This window comes from Leeuwenhoekiella sp. ZYFB001 (assembly GCF_011784865.1).
Lineage (GTDB): Bacteria > Bacteroidota > Bacteroidia > Flavobacteriales > Flavobacteriaceae > Leeuwenhoekiella > Leeuwenhoekiella palythoae.
On record NZ_CP050460.1, the window covers coordinates 3,301,514 to 3,320,909 of the forward strand.

General features: G+C 39.2%; 17 protein-coding genes. 6 read left to right on the forward strand and 11 right to left on the reverse strand.

Annotated features, from left to right (window positions below; all coding sequences use genetic code 11):
• Nucleotides 1–41: 41 nt before the first annotated feature.
• Nucleotides 42–1,370 (reverse strand): aspartate kinase, encoded by a 1,329-nt coding sequence (locus HCN54_RS14115; protein ID WP_317171979.1) that lies wholly within the window; start codon nt 1,368–1,370, stop codon nt 42–44.
• Between the two features lie 146 nt (nt 1,371–1,516).
• Between HCN54_RS14115 and HCN54_RS14120 the strand changes: the two genes are divergently transcribed.
• Complete coding sequence (locus tag HCN54_RS14120) at nt 1,517–2,158, forward strand: hypothetical protein (protein ID WP_167598290.1); 642 nt, start codon at nt 1,517–1,519, stop codon at nt 2,156–2,158.
• 53 nt (nt 2,159–2,211) lie between these two features.
• On the opposite strand, the gene HCN54_RS14125 is transcribed toward HCN54_RS14120, so the two are convergent.
• The 5 genes from HCN54_RS14125 to HCN54_RS14145 form a co-directional block, all read right to left on the reverse strand.
• Nucleotides 2,212–4,275 carry a M13 family metallopeptidase gene (locus tag HCN54_RS14125; RefSeq protein ID WP_167598291.1) on the reverse strand — a complete coding sequence of 688 codons (2,064 nt, stop codon included), beginning with the start codon at nt 4,273–4,275 and terminating at the stop codon, nt 2,212–2,214.
• 33 nt (nt 4,276–4,308) lie between these two features.
• Nucleotides 4,309–4,809, reverse strand: coding sequence for a nuclear transport factor 2 family protein (locus tag HCN54_RS14130; RefSeq protein WP_167598292.1), 501 nt, complete (start codon nt 4,807–4,809; stop codon nt 4,309–4,311).
• A gap of 9 nt (nt 4,810–4,818) precedes the next feature.
• Nucleotides 4,819–5,415 carry a hypothetical protein gene (locus HCN54_RS14135; protein WP_167598293.1) on the reverse strand — a complete coding sequence of 199 codons (597 nt, stop codon included), beginning with the start codon at nt 5,413–5,415 and terminating at the stop codon, nt 4,819–4,821.
• 80 nt (nt 5,416–5,495) lie between these two features.
• A complete protein-coding gene (locus HCN54_RS14140; RefSeq protein ID WP_167598294.1) occupies nt 5,496–5,939 on the reverse strand; it encodes a hypothetical protein in 444 nt (147 codons plus the stop codon).
• A gap of 172 nt (nt 5,940–6,111) precedes the next feature.
• Nucleotides 6,112–6,681 carry a hypothetical protein gene (locus HCN54_RS14145; RefSeq protein ID WP_167598295.1) on the reverse strand — a complete coding sequence of 190 codons (570 nt, stop codon included), beginning with the start codon at nt 6,679–6,681 and terminating at the stop codon, nt 6,112–6,114.
• A gap of 206 nt (nt 6,682–6,887) precedes the next feature.
• Between HCN54_RS14145 and HCN54_RS14150 the strand changes: the two genes are divergently transcribed.
• From HCN54_RS14150 to HCN54_RS14160, 3 genes are all read left to right on the forward strand, one after another.
• The gene (locus HCN54_RS14150) at nt 6,888–7,169 is read left to right on the forward strand and encodes a TIGR03643 family protein (protein ID WP_167598296.1); all 282 of its coding nucleotides are present in this window, start codon (nt 6,888–6,890) and stop codon (nt 7,167–7,169) included.
• Nucleotides 7,170–7,540: 371 nt separating this feature from the next.
• A complete protein-coding gene (locus HCN54_RS14155; RefSeq protein ID WP_167598297.1) occupies nt 7,541–10,663 on the forward strand; it encodes a SusC/RagA family TonB-linked outer membrane protein in 3,123 nt (1,040 codons plus the stop codon).
• Nucleotides 10,664–10,676: 13 nt separating this feature from the next.
• Complete coding sequence (locus HCN54_RS14160; protein WP_167598298.1) at nt 10,677–12,140, forward strand: SusD/RagB family nutrient-binding outer membrane lipoprotein; 1,464 nt, start codon at nt 10,677–10,679, stop codon at nt 12,138–12,140.
• Between the two features lie 210 nt (nt 12,141–12,350).
• Here the strand turns inward: HCN54_RS14160 and HCN54_RS14165 are convergent, their stop codons facing one another.
• The gene (locus HCN54_RS14165; RefSeq protein WP_167598299.1) at nt 12,351–12,725 is read right to left on the reverse strand and encodes a hypothetical protein; all 375 of its coding nucleotides are present in this window, start codon (nt 12,723–12,725) and stop codon (nt 12,351–12,353) included.
• Between the two features lie 192 nt (nt 12,726–12,917).
• On the reverse strand, nt 12,918–13,277 hold the full coding sequence (locus HCN54_RS14170) for a toxin-antitoxin system YwqK family antitoxin (protein WP_072980667.1): 360 nt from the start codon (nt 13,275–13,277) through the stop codon (nt 12,918–12,920).
• A 277-nt stretch (nt 13,278–13,554) separates the two neighbouring features.
• Here HCN54_RS14170 and HCN54_RS14175 point away from each other — a divergent pair, with 277 nt between their 5' ends.
• Nucleotides 13,555–15,798: an inorganic phosphate transporter gene (locus tag HCN54_RS14175; RefSeq protein WP_072980669.1), complete on the forward strand. Its 2,244-nt coding sequence runs from the start codon at nt 13,555–13,557 to the stop codon at nt 15,796–15,798.
• Nucleotides 15,799–15,850: 52 nt separating this feature from the next.
• Here the strand turns inward: HCN54_RS14175 and HCN54_RS14180 are convergent, their stop codons facing one another.
• The 3 genes from HCN54_RS14180 to HCN54_RS14190 form a co-directional block, all read right to left on the reverse strand.
• The gene (locus HCN54_RS14180; protein WP_167598300.1) at nt 15,851–17,206 is read right to left on the reverse strand and encodes an aryl-sulfate sulfotransferase; all 1,356 of its coding nucleotides are present in this window, start codon (nt 17,204–17,206) and stop codon (nt 15,851–15,853) included.
• Between the two features lie 220 nt (nt 17,207–17,426).
• A complete protein-coding gene (locus tag HCN54_RS14185) occupies nt 17,427–18,107 on the reverse strand; it encodes an HD domain-containing protein (protein WP_167598301.1) in 681 nt (226 codons plus the stop codon).
• A 3-nt stretch (nt 18,108–18,110) separates the two neighbouring features.
• Nucleotides 18,111–18,878, reverse strand: coding sequence for a lysophospholipid acyltransferase family protein (locus HCN54_RS14190; protein WP_167598302.1), 768 nt, complete (start codon nt 18,876–18,878; stop codon nt 18,111–18,113).
• 148 nt (nt 18,879–19,026) lie between these two features.
• Here HCN54_RS14190 and HCN54_RS14195 point away from each other — a divergent pair, with 148 nt between their 5' ends.
• Nucleotides 19,027–19,389, forward strand: coding sequence for a hypothetical protein (locus HCN54_RS14195; protein ID WP_167598303.1), 363 nt, complete (start codon nt 19,027–19,029; stop codon nt 19,387–19,389).
• Nucleotides 19,390–19,396 lie beyond the last annotated feature (7 nt).

The window sequence follows — 19,396 nt, forward strand, 5'->3', positions numbered from 1 at the left end:
TCTGGTTGGTCAGAAGAAGGCTAACACTAACTAACAAAAGTCTAAGCTATTGCTCCCTCTAGTTGGAACAATTGCGCGTTTAAATATTGTAATGTGTTGATTTTTTCGCGAGTTGGAACAAGAAGCGAAATGTTATTGTTACTACCTCCGTAAGCGATCATACGCACCGGGATAGAATTTAAAATGCCAAAAGCTTTGTACGACTCGTGATCTGCAATAAGGTTCTCTCCTACGATACAAATAATACTGTGATCTTCTTCAACAGTAACTTCAGCAATAACAGAAAGTTCTGTGATGATCGCTTTTAGATTACGCGTGTCATCTATAGTTAACGAGATAGCAACCTCAGAAGTGGTGATCATATCAATAGACGTCTCGTGACGATCAAAAACCTCAAATATCGTTCTCAAGAAACCGTGTGCACCAAGCATGCGGTTTGATTTGATTTTTATAGCGGTAATACCATCTTTTGCGGAGATCGCTTTTAGACCGCGGTTGTGGTACTCGTTAGAAATTTTAGTCCCCGGCGCCGATGGCTCAAACGTATTTTTTAACCATACCGGAATATCGCGATCAATAACCGGTGCTACCGTTTGTGGATGCAAAATCTTTGCTCCAAAATAAGCCAGCTCAGCCGCTTCATTATAGGTCAAATGCTCAATAGGTTGTGTTTCTTGTACATAACGTGGATCGTTATTGTGCAATCCGTCAATATCTGTCCAGATTTGAACGCCTGCGGCATCTACAGCAGCTGCAATAATGGTCGCACTAAAATCACTTCCTCCACGCTTTAAGGTTGCCAAAGCGCCGCGCTCGTCGCGACAAACAAAACCTTGAGTGATGTAAAGTTCAGATGGATTTTCTGCTAATTGAGGTGCCAAAGCTTCAGCAACAGCATCAATGTTTGGATTTTCAACAGAACCTACATTCATAAAGGTACTCGCATTGAGCAACACATTGCTTACGTTTTCCTGATCTAAGAATCTAGAAAACATCCAGGTAAGCATGGTCTCGCCATACGTAACAAGTTCTGCATAGGTAGTCAAGGTGCGACCACCGGTTGCAATTTCTTGTAAAGCAGCTACAAACGTCTCAATTTGAGCTTTTGTTTCTGGTTGATTCACTGCGGTAAACAGATCTTCGATTGCTTCAAAATGTTTAGCTTGAAGCTGCTCTAGCACATTGGTGATTTGTGCTAAATCTTTATCTATACTTGCTTGATTAAGGCTTACTAATAAATTGGTAACACCAGACATTGCAGAGAGAACCACAATTTTTGGCTTTTCAGTAACAGCTAAAATTTCTACTACCTTTCTAATGTTTTGAGCGCTTCCTACTGAAGTTCCTCCAAATTTTAAAACATTCATCATCGTCAAATTAATTCCGTTGGGGATAACATTTAAATAAATCGCTTATGCTTAACCGATTATTGCTGCATAGTTAAGCCGAAAAAAACTCCGCCGAAAAAAATTCAACAATTTTATATAAATTTGTACAAATTGTTAAATATATAACATTGAAAACGATAACTTCTGTTGTTGAACAACTTATAAAACATCAGCCCTATACCGAAGATGCTTTGATGCGCAAGATCATTAACTACAGTGCCCTTGCCGAAGATTTTCAGCCACGTATAGAAAAAGAACTGGGTAAACCGGTTAATGTGGGTTCCATTGTAATGGCATTGCGCCGTTATTATCCTCAAAAGCGCGTAGATGAGCGTATGATGCGCGATCTGGGAGATATTGTCGTGCGCAGCGGGATTACTGATTTTACCTTTCTCAACTCGAATACGATTTTAGAAAGTCAGTCTAAACTTTTAGAAGAAACCAAGACCATTCCTAAAGCCTATTTAACGTATTCCAGTACGTTTCACGAGAGTAATATTTTGGTTTCAAATGACTTGACAGACCTTGTAGAGCGCTGTTTTAAAGATGAAACCTGTGTGATGGTCAAGCACGATCTTTCGTCATTATCTATCGCGCTTCCCGCAAATAACTCCAAAACCGTTGGACTTTACTTTTATATATTCAAATTACTCGCATATGAAGGAATTCCCATTTTTGAAGCTATTTCCACTTCAAACTACTTTACCCTTTTTCTTGAAAAGGAATATGTAAATCAGGCATTTGCTTTGGTTAACGAAATTAAAGGCTAAAAAAATCCCGAAAGCAATGGCTTTCGGGATTCTGTATTTAGATAAACATCGTATTACCAAATGCGTACGCGGTCTTCTTCCGGTACAAACATAGGATCACCTTCTTTAATATTAAAGGCTTCGTAAAATGCATCAATATTCTGAAGCGGTACGTATGCGCGATACATTCCCGGAGAATGTGGATCTGTTTTAATACGTGTACGTAGCGCGTCATCACGCATTTTTGTACGCCAGATCGTCGCCCAGCTGATAAAGAAACGCTGTTCTGGAGTAAAGCCATCAATGTTCTCTGGTCTTCCGTTTTTCTCATAGAATTTTTGCAAACCAGTATAAGCAGCTAGCAAACCGCCTAGGTCACCAATGTTCTCTCCTAAAGTGAACTTCCCGTTGATGTACAAGCTGTCTGCAACTTCGATATTGCTGTATTGTTCTGCCAAGGCGCCGCTACGAGCAGTAAAGGCTTCAAGATCTGCATCAGACCACCAGTTCTTTAAGTTTCCGTCGCCGTCAAAACGAGCTCCACTATCATCAAAAGCATGTGATATTTCGTGCCCTATTACCGCACCAATTCCACCGTAATTTACAGCTTCATCTGCTTGATAATTGTAGAATGGAGGCTGTAAAATTGCCGCCGGAAAAACAATCTCATTAAATGAAGGATTGAAATACGCATTTACCGTTTGCGGCGACATCCCCCATCTGGTCTTATCTACCGGCTCTTTATAATCTGCATTATTTTTGTCGAGAGACCAGCTTCCGTAAGCCAGCATATTTTCAAAATAGCCTTGTTCTGCATCGATCTCAAGTTCAGAATAATCCTCCCATTTGTCAGGGTAACCTATTTTTACCGTGAACTTGTTAAGCTTTTCAATGGCTTGAACCTTCGTAGAGTCAGTCATCCATTCAAGTGCATTGATACGGTCTCTGAAGGCCTCCTTGATGTTTGCGATCATTGCCTCGGCTTTTTCTTTCGCCTCCGGCGGAAACACTTTATCTACATACAATTTACCCACAGCTTCTCCTAAAGTGCCATCTACAGTAGCCAACGCACGCTCGTCTGCAGGTTTTTGTTTTGGTGTTCCGTTAAGTGTTTTACTATAGAACTCCCAGTTAGCATATTCTAAGTCGGTTGTCAATTTATCTGACCACGAATTCAAAGTTGCCCAACGCATAAGTAGCTTTAAATCTTCTAAAGAAGTCTTTGTAAGCACATTTTGCAACGCGCTCATATATTTAGGCTGAAGCACGATCACTGTATCTACTTCTTTAGCTAGCCCTTGATTTTCAAAAAAGACTTCCCAGTTAACCGCCGGTGTGATTTTCTGTAACTCAGCAACGCTCTTTGGGTTGTTGAGGTTACGTGCGTCACGCTGTTCAACCTTGTCTAATTTAGGTTCGGCTAATTTTGTTTCTAACGCAAGAATGCGCTGTGCTTCTTCTTTTGCAGTGGCTGCATCATCACCCGCATATTCTAGTACCCAGCTGATGTATTCTTTGTACTGCTCTCGAATTTCTTTAGACTTCTCATCTTGCTCGATGTAGTAATCACGATCAGGCAATCCTAGTCTTCCCGGAGCGATATAACCGGCATTCATCTTACTATTTGAAAAATCTGAAAATACTCTGAAGTTAAAAAACGGAGTTCCGGTACCATTGCGTAATTGTCCTACACGCTGAATATCTGCCACCGAAGCTATAGATGCAATGCTGTCTAATGCAGGCTGAAGCGGTTGAAGTCCGGCTTCATTACGAGCAACTGTGTCTAACTCGCTTTCATATAGGGCAAGTGCTTTGGCTTGATCTGAGTCTGCGGCATAGGTGTTGCTTTTACGCGCATCATTAATGATGGTTAAAACATCCTCACGTGTTGTTTTACGCAATACACTAAAGCCTCCCCACACCGATTCTTCTTCAGGAATCTCTGTGGCTTTCATCCAATTTCCATTTACAAAATTGTAAAAGTCATCTTGCGGCTTCACTAAAGTATCCATATTAGCCATATCGAGCGCCGGTATTTTGGCTTCGGCTACAGCATCAGTTTTTGACTCTTGATTACAAGCGGTCAAACTTAAAATCCCGAGAGAAACCGGGACAATCATTTTAAACATTGAATTCATATAATAGTATAAAAATAAAGGGGTTATGTAAATTTAATTTGCTCGAAACACTTCAATTAAAGCATCATCGTGCGTTTTTTTAAGCTGGGTGAGTTCGTCAACATTTTCATTAGGAACAGCAATAGACAGCACATAATGTTGTACTTTCCATTCTTTACCGTCCAAAAGCATCACTCCTGAGCCGCGGCAAATTCCCATTTGCGTATCAAGCAACTCATCAAACCAAGCCATCTTAGCCTTTTTAGGATGATAAATGGTGCGCTCCAGCGTACTGAAACTCCAAGCCTTTCCACGGTCAAAGTAGGGTTTTGAAAATGCTTTAAACTGATCTAACTGCCAGTTTTCTTCGGCATCTGTACCAATAAAAACAGCATCTTCAGTCATCAAATCAAAATACGCATCAAAATCTGCTTCTGCCGCAGCTTTATGCCAAGCCTCAAGCTGAGTGTTGATGGCCATTTCTATTTTGTCTTGTTTTTGTGCGGTAAGACTTATCGTGCTTAAAAGCAAAAGTCCTAGAAAGAGATGTTTCATAAGTTATTTTTAATTAACAGGAACGCGGTTTGCGCGCAGCAAACTGTCTCGGCGCACTTGGGTGGAGTCGCGTACCGCAGAAAGTGAATCTGCCTCAACCTCATATTGCTCCAGAAGTTCTTCAATGGACTTTTGAAATTTAAGATTGATCTGCAGTTTAAGGTTTTGAAACGCGTTATACAGTTCAGTTGCTTCTTTATAATAAGATACGGTATCCACCTCGAGTTTTGAAGCTTCTTGAATGGTGGTATTCATCTTTGTAAAAAGCACCGTAAGTCTGGAGCGCATCGCATTATTTACGAGACTGTCATTTACCTTAGATTGAGCCAAACTTGCGGTACTGATCCAATCTTCGCCATTCACTCTTAAATACTGAATTCTAACCGTATCAAGAGCATCGATATGTGCCTGAAGTTCCGGAAAACTTTCCCAACCTTCAATTGCCTTTACCGCAGCAGGAGTAAGTGCAATATTGCCTTTTTTATTTTTATCAAAATTGACTTGTAGCGTATCTGTTGCATTGCGCGGATTTACAGTAGCTTTCTTTTCTTCTTTACAAGAAAAAAGCATCAATACAAGCAGTAGTGCGGTAGCGTAAAACTTCATAGTTTCAAATGTACACAAAGGTACGTACAAAAAAAGCTCCCTGTTTAGGGAGCTTACTTATTTATTCTTCTTTTTCACAATTATAAGGTGCTGTTGAGTTCTTTATTTAGCGTATCAAAAGCTTGAACGATCGTCTCGATATGATTCTGTACAATACGCTCCCGCATTTCATTACGGTTGACTTCTGTATAAAACTGATTAATTCTAGTATCTACTTTTTCAACTCGATTTTTGATCTCTGGAGTTTCAATAGCATCCGGGATTTGTAAGATCATTGCGTTGCAATTATTGGCCATCTTATCCATAAAATCTATTGCGTTGAGCGCATTAGTATTTTCGATCATAGCAATATTGCGTTTAAGCGCCCAGTAGCCGTCCCAGTCTTTAATAATTTCTTTGACATTAGGTTCTAATTCTTCTACATGAGCTTTGATCGCAAAATCTTGGGTTGTGGAAGAAGCGCCTTTTTTACAGGACGCGCACAGCACCACACAAAGTAGTATTTGAAGCAGGTAATATTTCATTGCATTGGGGATTAACATTGCAAATTTATGACAGTCAATCGCTTATATAAAGTTGCGCAGCTTAAAGTATTGCTAAAACTTTATTGAATTTGCGGCAATGCTACTAAAAAATTAACAAATACAAAAAAAGGCCTCCTATTTAGAGGCCTTCTTTATTAAATTTTCTATCGTATTACGATGCTTTTTTAGTCATCGTTTCTTTCAACTCTTCGTTAAGATCTTGATACGCTTCAACAAGTTCTTCTACTTGGTTATCAATTTTTGAGGTTTCAACACCCGGTTGCTCTACAACGCGTCTCAAATCTGCCACTTCTTCTCTAATATCCTTAATATCCTCCTGTACCTCTTCGGTTAATAGGCTAGCAGGTATGGTACTTTCAAGAGCTGTGGTTTCATTTTCTAATTGTGTGATATAGTCTGTAATTTCTTCTTCTGGCACTTCTTTAAGCTCGAGTTTGCCTAAGCTTCCAGAGAACGTCTGGTATTCTAACCAACCGTCAAAATCAAGCTTTTTGTCAGCGTCAGCTTCAACACCTTCCCAGTCTATCTCGTAGTTTTCAGGCATGGTAGGTTTTTTTGGCGTAACTACAGCATCTGCGTAACGCGCCTTTTCAGGAGCTGTGCTATCTACAGCCTGCACCTCTTGGTTTTCTTCAACTTGTGCTTCTTTATTCTTATCTGTTTTACAGCTTGCAAGTGATGCGATCAACAAAGCGCTCACTGCGATTTTTATTGTTTTCATAAGTAGTTATCATTTAATTGAAGAACAAATTTAGCAGCGAAAAGCATTCGTTTATAAAGCGATACGATAAATTATACTTAAACTTTTGGTTTGATTTTAACGTGCTACGGCTCTATTGTTAAACCGAAAAAGCAGAACGTTAATTTTATTAGAAACCGCTTGACATTAGAAAGTGATTCGTTTAAATTATCCTAAAAACTATTGTTATGAGTACCAAAAACTTATCAGATCGAGAATTAGATAGAATTATTGAAATGGCGTGGGAAGATCGCACAACCTTTGATGCTATTGAATTTCAGTTTGGTTTAAAAGAACAAGAGGTGATAGAACTTATGCGTCGTGAAATGAAACCTTCTAGTTTTAGAATGTGGCGCGCTCGAGTACAAGGTAGAGCTACCAAGCACGCGGCCAAAAGAACTTTTGAAAAAGGCACTTTTAAAAGCTCCCGACAAAAGCAGATCACCCACAATAAAATCAGCAAACGATAGACCTATTCTTGCCACTGCAGACATTTAATTTCTGGACAAATCTGTTAGAAGAATATTTTTTAAAAAATGCTTCTAAAAGCGCCAAAGGCTAATTTTCTGCAACAGTATTTTTAAAAGACTGTCATTTATTGACGGTTTTTTAGTTTTTTGGCTAATAATTCTCAGCAATTAGAATCTTATTACAACGATATCGTATTAATTAGTGTTAAAATCCTTAACTAATAAATACGATAGTATAACAATGGGTTAACATTTACATAACAGAGGCGATTTAGTACCGCTATTTTCGAAAACGTCGAATTGGTCGATTCGATTTGGCAAAAAAGTAAAACGTTTTGCCACCGAAAATTTCTATTAACTAAATCACTAACATGAAAATCAAAACAAAAGGATTTCTAATGCTCTTTTTTGCATTAGTTGTACAGATGGCCCTTGCGCAAACGCAAACAATCACAGGTACCGTAGTTGACGATACCGGATTGCCTTTACCGGGTGCTTCTGTGGTTATTAAAGGTACAAGCACAGGTACCTCAACCGACTTTGACGGAAATTTTAGCCTTAACGCAACTGCCGGAGATATACTTGTAGTAAGCTTTATGGGTTTTAATGATCAAGAAATACCCGTTACAGAAGAGACAACATATTCTATAAGCCTGAAATCAGGAGAAAGCCTTGATGAGGTCGTTGTTACAGCAAATGGGATTAAACGTGAGAAAAAGAGTCTTGGTTATTCACAACAATCTATAGATGGTTCTTCTGTAGTTCAAGCAAAAGATACTGATATCAACAGCGCTCTTGCAGGTAAGATCGCAGGGGTTCAGCTCATTGGTTCACCAAGTTCTACTTTTGACAATGCTTTAATACGTTTAAGAGGGGAAACTGGAGTACTTTATGTAGTGGATGGTGTAAAAATCTATTCTGTTTCTGATATCAATATGGAAGATGTAGCCGACATCTCTGTTCTAAAAGGTGTTGCCGGTACAGCTCTTTATGGTACAGAAGCGCGTAACGGTGCTGTTATCATCACCACAAAATCAGCTAAAAACGGAGAAACAAGAATCTCTATTGATGAAGCAGTATCGATGTCTTCTCTTTATCTGTTGCCGGAATATCAAAATCAGTACGGTGGTGGGTACTCTCAAGAGTTTTCAACTTTTGAAGGTCAGTTAACCCCTAACTATTCTGCAGATGAATCTTGGGGTCCTGAACTTGATGGAACTCTTGTAAGACACTGGGATAGTTGGATTCCTAATTCTGACACCTACGGCGAACTAAGACCTTGGTCTGCAAATCCTGATAACGTAAGAGACTTTTATGAAACAGCAACTACTAATAACCTTACCTTCTCTTTACTAAAAGGAGGAGACGATTATAATATTAAAACTACGATCAACAATCTTAAGACGTCGTTGATCACTCCAAACACAAACAGAGAGCAGACTACAGTTTCTTTTAAAGGATCTTATAATGTAGCTCCTAAATTAAAATTCAACGGAAACTTTAACTATCAGTACCGATTAACAGACAATTTCCCTGTACAAGGTTATGGTAGTATTGGTTCTAACTTCAACCAGTGGTGGCAACGTCAATTAGACATTAACCGTCTAAAAAATTACAGACAAAACGGACAGGTTTATTCTTGGAATATGAAGTCTGCTTCAGATCCAACACCACTATACTGGAACTCTCCTTATTTTGATGTTTATGAAAACACCAATTCGCAAATCAAAAATGCAGTGTATGGTAGTATTGGTTTAGAATATGAGTATGACGAGCACTTAAGCGGTCTTGTAGATCTTCGTCGCACATTCAACAGCTATGAGTATGAGAGCAAAACAGGTTGGTACGGTTTAAGTCAGCCAGGCTATTCTGAAAATACGACGACAAATGAGTTTAACGAATTGTACACACAAATCAACTATGAGAACAAATTTGGTGCTTTTGATGTAGTGGCAAACGTAGGTGCACAATGGAATCAAAGGAAATATTCTTACATAGGCGCCAACACCACAGGTGGACTGCAAATTCCAGATTATTACAGCATCAGAACTTCGGTTGGAAACATTAATTATTCGAGAGATCACTCTTCAGAAAAGAACTATTCAATGTTTGCTACTGCTTCAATTGGTTATGAGAACTATTTGTATTTAGACGGTTCTTACAGAAAAGAGTGGAGCTCTACCGCAGATGTAAATGACAACAGCGTAGACACCTACGGGGTTTCAGGAAGTTTCATTTTTACTAATGTTCTTGAGAACAATGACGTATTAAGCTTCGGTAAACTTCGTGCCGGTCTGGCGCAAGCTCCATCATTTCCGGGAGTATACGCCTTAAACAACACCTACTCTATTCAGAATTCTTACGAAGACAAGCTAAGCATCTCTACTCCTAATACATTGGCAAACCTTACGCTTAAAGGAGGAATTCGTGAAGAAAAAGAATTAGGTACAGAGCTTCGTTTCTTTGGAAACCGCATAGGCCTTGACTTTACGTATTTTGCCCGTAAAGACAGTGAGCTTCCTTCATCATTGACCATTAATGGTGCAACAGGATATACTGCTACTACCGGAAACGAGTCAATCACTAAAACTAACGGTTGGGAATTAGGAATTACCGCAACGCCGTTTGACGGACCTGATTTTAGATGGAATATGGCGTTTAACATCGCCAACTACAATAAGAAAGTGGTTAAGATCAATGATCTTACAGATCAGACCTTATTAGCTAGCGTTTGGAGAGGTTATTTATACGCAGATGAAGGTGACGATTGGGGTAATATTTATGGTTACAAATGGCAGCGTGATGAAGATGGCAACATTCTTTTAAACGAAGCAGGAACGCCACAATACACCAATGCTATCGAGAAGATCGCAAACATTCAGCCTGATTTCACGGGTGGTTTCAACAACCAGATGTCGTACAAGAACTTTGATTTAAACTTCTCTTTTGACTTTCAAAAAGGTGGAAAATTCTATTCGGTTACAAAAATGTTTAACGCGAGTTCAGGGGTAGGTATTCAGACCGTAGGTACTAACGACTTAGGTAACCCAATACGTGATGTCGTAATTGACGCAAGCGGAAACGAAGTGACTTCTGTAAACGTAAACAACGCACAAAGCTCTTCTGGAGGTATTCGTGTAGATGGTGCAGATGCTACTACAGGTGAACTCGTTTCATACTATGTAAATCCTAGAACATACTTCGGAAATCTTTATGGTGTTGTTGAGGAGTGGCTGTATGATGCTTCATATATCAAACTAAGACAAGCTTCTCTAGGCTATAATTTCCCAAAATCTATGATCGAAAATCTTCCTTTTGAAAATGTGAAAGTAAGTGTTTATGCAAACAACCTTTGGCTTATTTATTCTAGCGTAAAAGGAATTGACCCTTCTGAAATTGAAGATTATTATTCTAGTGGAAACGCCCGTTGGGTAGAAGCAGGACAAAATCCAAGTCAAAGAACCTTTGGTATGGATATTAAACTAACCTTCTAGAAACAAAATTATTATGAAGAACTATATATTAAAACTAACGTTGTTATCAATTCTGTTATTTGAAGTCTCTTCTTGTGACACTGTTGATTTTAACGACACCAATATTGATCCAGATGCTACTACAGCTGCAATTAGTAGTGGTCTCTTAACCTATGCTGAATCGCAAATAGGTTCTGCAGTTACCGCAGAAACAGGTAATTTATATGTACAATACATTTCAAACATTACCTATACCGAAGGTTCACGTTATGGTACAAGAAACTGGGATATTGACTATCTCTACTATGGTCCATTAGTAAACTTGCAAACCATTATTGATCTTAACAGCGATGAAGAAACCGCATTAACTCAAGTTGCCTACGGTTTTAACGATAATCAGATCGCTGTTGCTAAATTACTTAAAGCGTATTTCTACCAGTTTGCAACAGACCGTTGGGGAATGCTTCCATATTCTGAAGCGCTACAAGGTTTAGACAACACCACTCCGGTGTTTGATTCTCAAGAAGAGATTTACCTTTCTCTTTTTGATGAGATAGATGATGCCCTTGCCTTGATCAATACCTCAGAAGCAGGACCTACCGGTGACTTGATTTTTGACGGAGATATGACGCGATGGATTCAGTTTGCAAATACCTTAAAGCTGAGTATGGCTTTACGTCTTTCTAACGTATACCCTGGAGCAAGCGGTGTAGCAGCAACTAAATTTCAAGAAGCGATGAGCGGCGCTATCTCTTCTAATGCTGAAAATCTGCTTTATCCTTTTATTGCAGATCAGTCGTATGATAACCCTTGGGAAGATCGTTTTGAAACTCGTGAGGATTATGCAGTAAGTGACGTTTTTGTAAACCGTTTATTAGCTGATGACGATAGCAGAATTGATGTTTACGCAGAATATACAAGAAGTTCTGTAGTTGCAGGAGACCCGCAATATATTGGAATGCCTTATGGTTTGACCACATCAAGCTATGCAGCTAGCGATGTTTCTTTTATCACAAGCGATATTATTTATGATCAAACGGCTCCCGGAGTGATCTATAGCTATGCTCAAGTACTTTTCTCTTATGCCGAAGCTGTAAAATTAGGCTGGATTAGCGGCAGCGCAAGTGATTATTATGAGGCAGCAATTACAGCATCTTACGAGCAATGGGGCGCAGCAGATGCAGATGCCTATATCGCCACGGTACCTTTAAGCACTAACGATGCAACAGCGATGCAGCAAATTGCAGAAGAAAAATGGAAAGCGTTATTCTTACAAGGCTATGAAGCTTGGGCAGAATGGAGAAGATTAGGATATCCTGAGCTTACCCCGGCTGCAGAGCCCTTAAATGGAAGCGATATTCCTGTGCGCCACGGTTATGACTTAGATTGGTCACAATCAAACTCAGCTAATTATGAAGCCGCAGTGAGCACACAAGGAGAAGACAATTTAGGCACAAACCTTTGGTGGGATGCGCCACACCCTATAACTAACCAGTAATTATCTAGTTATTTTGTTTTGGTCAAGGGGATGCTCTTTATGGAGCATCCCCTTATTTTGTTTTAACCTTTTTACGGTCTTAGTTATGGCTTGTTGCGTGAATTAGAACGTAATTTTGCAAATAAAAACCAAATAGAAAATCCTCGCGAATTTTCGTAAGTTGGCTAGAATTAGCAATTTTTTATATACTGTATTGTACTGCATTTTTATTCAGTTCAAATATTTTTCGGTCTGTTTTTCAGTCAGAGGTTTTTTTGTAATCAAAATTTTAGAGTTGTTAATATCCGTTTTGTCATAAACAACTTTATAATATTTTCCGATTTCAGGTTTTCCCTCGCGAACAAATTCGGGATATGCTGCACTTTCAGGGTCAGTCCCGTCAATCCATTTTCCATCAATGATATATGCAAATGTTATACAACCGGAAGCTGGTTTTCCACACATTTTAATATCTACAACTTTTCCGATTGTTGTCAACTGATTTTCGGAAAGACTATTTTCCTTATTTTCTTGGAATAAAAATAGTAATAGGATTACTAGTCCAATAATTGATAAAACAGCTATTTTTTGATTGTTTTTGGTCATCTTGGTAAATGCAGTACAACTTCTATTAAATGGAATACCAATTTACAGAAAAGCCTTTAGATTTCTAATAGACGCTCTAAACCAGAGAATATTTAAGTGCAGCATCCTCAGACGGTTTAAAGCATAAAAAAAGTCCGCTGTAATCAGCGGACTTATAATTTTTAAGACCTTGTTTTTAATAAAAAGCTAGGTTTACTCATTGCTCACTACACGCTCACCCTCAATTTTCCAAGTGTTAACGCTGGTAATTTGAGACTGGCTATAGTCTACTTCTCTTAAGGTGTCGTCATTCCAGAAAAACCATTTTCCGGTTTTCGCGCCATTTTCATAGTTAGCTACTGCAGTTTTAATTCCGCTTTTATCGTAGCTGATCCATTCACCTTGAAGCTTTCCATCTGCTGTGTAGTAACCCTTTTGACTAACCTGCCCATTATCGTGAAACAAAGTTGCTTTAATTAAATTACCTTCTTTAACATAAATGTTCTTCTTTTCCTGTGCTGAAGCAAAACTTACAGCTCCTAAAAAGGCAACGGCAACTAGTAACTTTTTCATAATAAACAGTATTTGGGTTAAACTTTACTTTACAAATATATGAAATTAGTAAACATAAAGAAACATTTACGTAACATTGAGTTAACATTAAAAATACAAAACACTGATTAACAAGTATTTGATATTATTTTTTAACTTAAAATACACGCTTTCCCCCACTGTTTAAACGCTTTTCAAGCCTAGAATATGCATTTTGTTACCGTACTTATAACCTTCGCGTAACATTCAACTTTAAAATAAATATCAAATTTGCACATTTAAAAGACAGACCCTTTTTATGGATAATATATACTTGATTATGCTTATCGCTTTGGCCATTTTAGCCATTGCAGATTTAGTAGTGGGAGTGAGTAATGATGCGGTTAACTTCTTGAATTCAGCGATTGGTTCAAAAGCGGTGAGTTTTAAGACCATTATGATCGTTGCCAGTATTGGTATTGCTTTTGGAGCGCTCTCTTCTAGCGGGATGATGGAGGTTGCTCGTAAAGGTATCTTCGTCCCTGAGAAATTTTATTTTGATGAAATCATGGTCATTTTCATGGCTGTTATGATTACTGATATTTTATTGCTGGATTTCTTCAACACGCTGGGGTTGCCTACTTCAACTACGGTATCTATTGTATTTGAACTTTTAGGCGCGGCTTTCTGTATGACCTTCATAAAGCTTTCTGGAAACTCAGACACGTTATTACATCTTGGGGAATACATTAATTCAGACAAGGCTATAGAGATCATTGTGGGTATTCTGCTCTCGGTCGCCATTGCCTTTACGGTGGGTGCTTTAGTACAGTTTATTACCCGTTTGCTCTTAACCTTCAACTTCGCTAAGCGTCCTACTTGGAATGCTGCGGCATTTAGCGGAATTGCCACTGCGGCGATCAGCTACTTCATTATCATCAAAGGTCTAAAAAGTGCCGATTTTGTTCAGGGAGCTTTCTTAGATTGGGCTAATGCTAACGTATGGCCTTTCATTGGTTTAAGTTTTATCGTTTGGTTCCTTATTTCATATATCCTGATCAAAGCTTTTAAGCTCAATGTCTATGTGATGGTTATCATCTTTGGTACGTTTGCCCTCGCGATGGCTTTCGCCGGAAATGACCTCGTAAACTTCATCGGTGTACCTATGGCAGCCTACAACTCGTATGAGATTTGGCTGGCAAGTGGTGAACCTGCTACTAGTTTCACTATGGAATCTCTGGCAGAAAAAGTACCTACTCAACCCTTGTTACTTTTAGGAGCCGGTTTAGTAATGATCTTAACCTTATGGTTTTCTAAAAAAGCCCGTCGTGTTGTAAAAACGTCGGTAGATTTATCCCGTCAGGACGAAGGCCAAGAACGTTTTAAAGCCAATGCCGGTTCTCGTGCCTTGGTACGTGGCGCTATGAAACTCAATGCGGGAATTATGTCCATTTTGCCGGATTCTGCTAAGCAAATGATGGAAAAACGCTTTGCGAAACCTAAGGTTACTTCGCGCGTTGCTACTATTGATATGCCTGCTTTTGACTTGGTTCGTGCTTCGGTAAACTTAATGATCGCCAGTGTACTTATTTCGGTGGCGACTTCGCTTAAACTTCCGCTTTCTACAACTTATGTAACCTTTATGGTGGCTATGGGTAGTTCGCTTGCAGACCGTGCTTGGGGAAGTGAAAGCGCCGTATATCGTGTTGCCGGAGTACTTAATGTTATCGGTGGTTGGTTTATGACGGCACTTAGCGCATTTACAGCCGCTGCTATAATGGCTTTTCTTCTATACAAAGGCGGAAGCATTGCACTATTCTTATTGTTTGCTGCTGCGATCGCAATTTTGGTGCGCAACTATATGAACCACAAAAAACGTTCTGAAGCCGAGGCTGAAGAGGGCCGCTTAATGCGCGCTGTGAGTAATTCTATCCAAGGAATTATCAATGAAAGTACGACCAATGTGGCTTCAGCATTCAGACGCGGAAGCAAAGTTTATGTTGGTACGATTGAAGGTTTGGCTAAAGTAGATTTAGGTAAACTCAAAAAGAGTAAAAAAGGGATCGCAAAACTCAATAATGAGGTTGAAGAACTTCGTAACAGCTTGTATTATTTCATCAAAAATCTAGATGAAACCCACGTTCAAGCCAGTCGCTTCTACATTGATGTTTTAGGGTATTTACAAGATGTAACCCAGTCTATAGACTTTGTTACCACCTCAAGCTACAATCACCTCAACAACAACCACAAAGGACTTAAGTTTACACAGCTTAAGGATCTAAAAGAAATTGAGGACAAACTAGATAAATTGTTTTCAAAAATTGAAGACACCTTCAATGCTAAAAACTTTGACGATCTGGTGGCTATATTAGAGGAAAAACAAAATCTGCTGGATAGCGTTTCACAAAAGATCGAAAAACAAGTAGAGCGCACCCGTAGTGCTGATTCCAGTCCAAAAAATACCATGCTTTATTTTAGTATTCTTCAAGAAACTGAAGATCTGATCAAAGCAACTATGAATCTGCTCGAGCATTATTACATAGAGCACAAAAAGCATATGTAGAAACATTCATATACCAGCAAAGCCCGAAGTTTTAAAGCTTCGGGCTTTGTATTTACTGTAGGTCGAAAGGATCTAAGACAGTATCATCATTATCATAGGCATAAGCACGCCACGTGAATCCCGTTCCTTTATACTTCCAAGCGATTTCTTGGTTCTCGGTAACTTCCCAACAGCCATAATCTCCTTCAGTAATTAGCGTATTTCCGTTTGACAATCTATAAGCTCCGGAAACTCGGGGTGCAAACAGATCAGGGTCTGTAAAACTCCATACTTCTTCTAATTCATTATCAGTATCAGATTGCATTACAAACGCGTCAGGTAATGCTAATTCATAAACCACAGATTGCGTAACACCACCCAGGCCACCATTGGCATAGATCAGTATATGCTCTGTATTTGCTATTTTATTGATGCCGTGATTATAAAAGAACGTTCGTGTTCCTTGTGAATTATTATAAGCCTCAGGATTCCCAAACCTGTACACAAGGTCACCTCCCTTGTTTCTGTTACCGCCGGTATTGAGCGCAGCTTCTTCGGTGGTTGTGCTGTGATCAAGCACCCATACTTCGCTGTAAAAATTCACGCTTATATAGATCAGATCGTTCTGAGCATCATATTCAATTCCATTAGCGTGCATGATATCACCGTTATAACTGCCATCACGAAGCGCGTCCCGGAAATTGAGGTCAATACGCTGAGGGTTTTCAGAAATCAACCCATAGTTAGACTTGGTTACATCGTCTTCTTGTATGGTATGATCCCACGAACTCCACTGCCACACAATCTCGTTGGTTGCCGGATTGACTTCTATGAGCTTTTCAGCATAAATTACTTCATCATCATAAGCATATCCAAAGGTCTCACGCGCGTCAGCATTCAGCTTACCTTCCCAGACCAATATGAGAATATTTCCGTTAGGCAATTCCTCTACATCGTGATGCCCTAATTCAAATGTGGTATTGATCTCGTACTCCCACTTTACTGTATTATCTGGAGCCACCAACTGTACTAAACCTCCAAACCCACCAAAACTGAACGCTACATCTTCGGCAATAAGACTCACCAATAAGTCTGAATTTTCAAGGAGCTCTGCATCATTACCTATGCCTTGCTCAAGTTCCCATTCGTGGCGTATTTCGGCTTTGTCCTTATTGATCATATACACCCGATTAAATCCCACATCGTTGACTAAAACATAGCCTTCGCTTATAAGGTTCTCGTCATAGAATTCGATCTCACCGGCAACCTCATAAGTTTCTTCAGGTTCTTCTGGAGTTTCCGGATTTTCTTCAGGATTTTCTACCGGTGTCTCTTGATCAGTCTCTTCCTCCTCGATAAAACCCGGTTCGTTATCTGAACAACCAAAACAAATAAAAAGTAAGAATGCAAAAAGAATTGAGGGTTTCATAGGCTGTAAAATCTCTGAGAATAATTTTATTGCTTTAAACGCATAGCGTATCTAACAAGATCACTAATGTAAAAGCATAGTGTAAACCGCTAATCACAAGACTATACTTCCTGTGCTAAGCTAGTTACCTAAATTACCCAAAAAGATTTAAAAATCGCTCATTGAGCGTATTAGAAGTCTCAAAGCTGAGGTCGTATAACCTTCAAATCCTAAAATAAGTCTATTTTTTTCCTTCCCACTCCGCATAAAATTGCTCCAGAAAAGTTTCCATAAAAGTATGGCGTTCTAGGGCTATAGCCTGAGCCGTTTTAGTATGCATTTTATCCTTAAGCAACAAGAGCTTTTCATAAAAATGATTGATGGTAGGAGCTTCAGACTTTTTGTATTGCTCTGCGGTCATATCTTGTTTAGGCGCAATAGCAGGATCATAAAGTTTGCGGTTTTTAAATCCGCCGTAGTTAAACGTGCGTGCAATTCCAATTGCGCCTATGGCATCAAGACGATCTGCATCTTGCACGATTTGAAGTTCAATACTTGAATAGTCAGATTTAGGATTTCCGCCTCTGTAAGATACATTCTCAACAATCTTAACCACCGCCTCAACCCTTGAAAAGGTCACATTTTGAGATTGTAAAAACGCTGTAGCCAGTTTAGGACCAATACGCTCATCACCTTTGTTGAATTTAGAGTCGGCAATATCGTGCAAAAGCGCACCTAAAGCCACGATCACCACGTCTGCCTGATCTTCGCCCTTAGCGATATTCAGCGCATTTTTATACACTCTAAGCGTATGAAACCAATCATGCCCTCCTTCGGCTTCTAAAAGCGTTTTCTTGACATAATCGCTGGTCTTTTCGATCAGTGCGATATCAGACTTATGCAACTTCAGAGATTCAGTCATAGCTTAAATCAATTTTGATTTTCGGGTATGCTCTTTAATTCTAGGAAAATCAGCCAGCACAATATCTTGTACTTGTTTTACCAGTTCTTCAGGTGCGGTCCCAGCAACCGGAATAGGTTTATGAACGGTATGCTTTACGTGTACTCCTATATCCTGCGGAAATCCGCCCCAGCGCATTAATTTCCATGAATTGTTAATAGTCACCGGCACGACAATCGCATCAGGCATAAATTTAAAAAGCGTTACCAAACCACCTGTGGCAAACTGTTTTGGGATCCCATCTTTGCTGCGTGTTCCTTCAGGAAAAATAACCACAGATCTGTTGGTTCTATTTAAAGTTTTGGTGAGATCACGAATCGCCATAATAGATTGGCGCTTGTCTTTACGATCAATTAATGCCGAACCTCCCTTTCTCAAATTATACGAGATGCTGGGAATACCTTTTCCTAATTCAATTTTACTAATGAATTTGGGATGCAGGCGTCGCAGATACCAGATTATAGGTGAAATATCCCATTGCCCTTGATGGTTAGCAACGATAATTATAGGCTGATTGCGCGTTATAGTGTATGGGTTTTCAAAAGTGAAGCGCGTTCCCAGAAGATTCAAACACTTTAAAATGCAAAAATTAAGATAATCTACACTCTTTTTATGCGCCTGATAACCAAACCAGTTATAGCACACCCATTGCACGGGGTGAAAAATACAAATGGTCAAACCAAAAGCAAGATAAAAAATCACACTAAGCGGATATGCAAAAAACTTTCTCATGAGTTTAAAACTTAACAGCAAAGAAAACACATCAACTTGAAGTGACAAATTATAATGACATACATTCCCCTAAACAAAACTTTATAATGGGGGAAATTCCCCTACTCTGCCTAAAACCCGACCAGTACATTTGGGGGAAAATTAAAACGTGAATCAATCGCTCATACTACGGCTTACCATTGCATTAATTGGTTTTAATTGCATTGCCTTTGGCGTAAATTATTTTGGAATTTCGCCGAAAATACAAGCGGTTTCTGAGCGAGAAACTTTTGAAATATTCTTATTCACAGATAGGGAACCCGGTACAAAATCTTCACTGTCACAAGTTGGGGGATTTTTGCAGGATCAAGATGGTTTTTGGCCCTTTGAGTCGTTTTATACTAAAACTTCAAAAGGAATCGATCAATATACCGGAAGATTTAGAGGATTTTTTACCGGTTTTCTACTTTCTGAATTTGTGTTTTATAATCTGATCATTCTTGCCCTTTTGGTCTTTTTAAAACTTTGGTAGAACACCT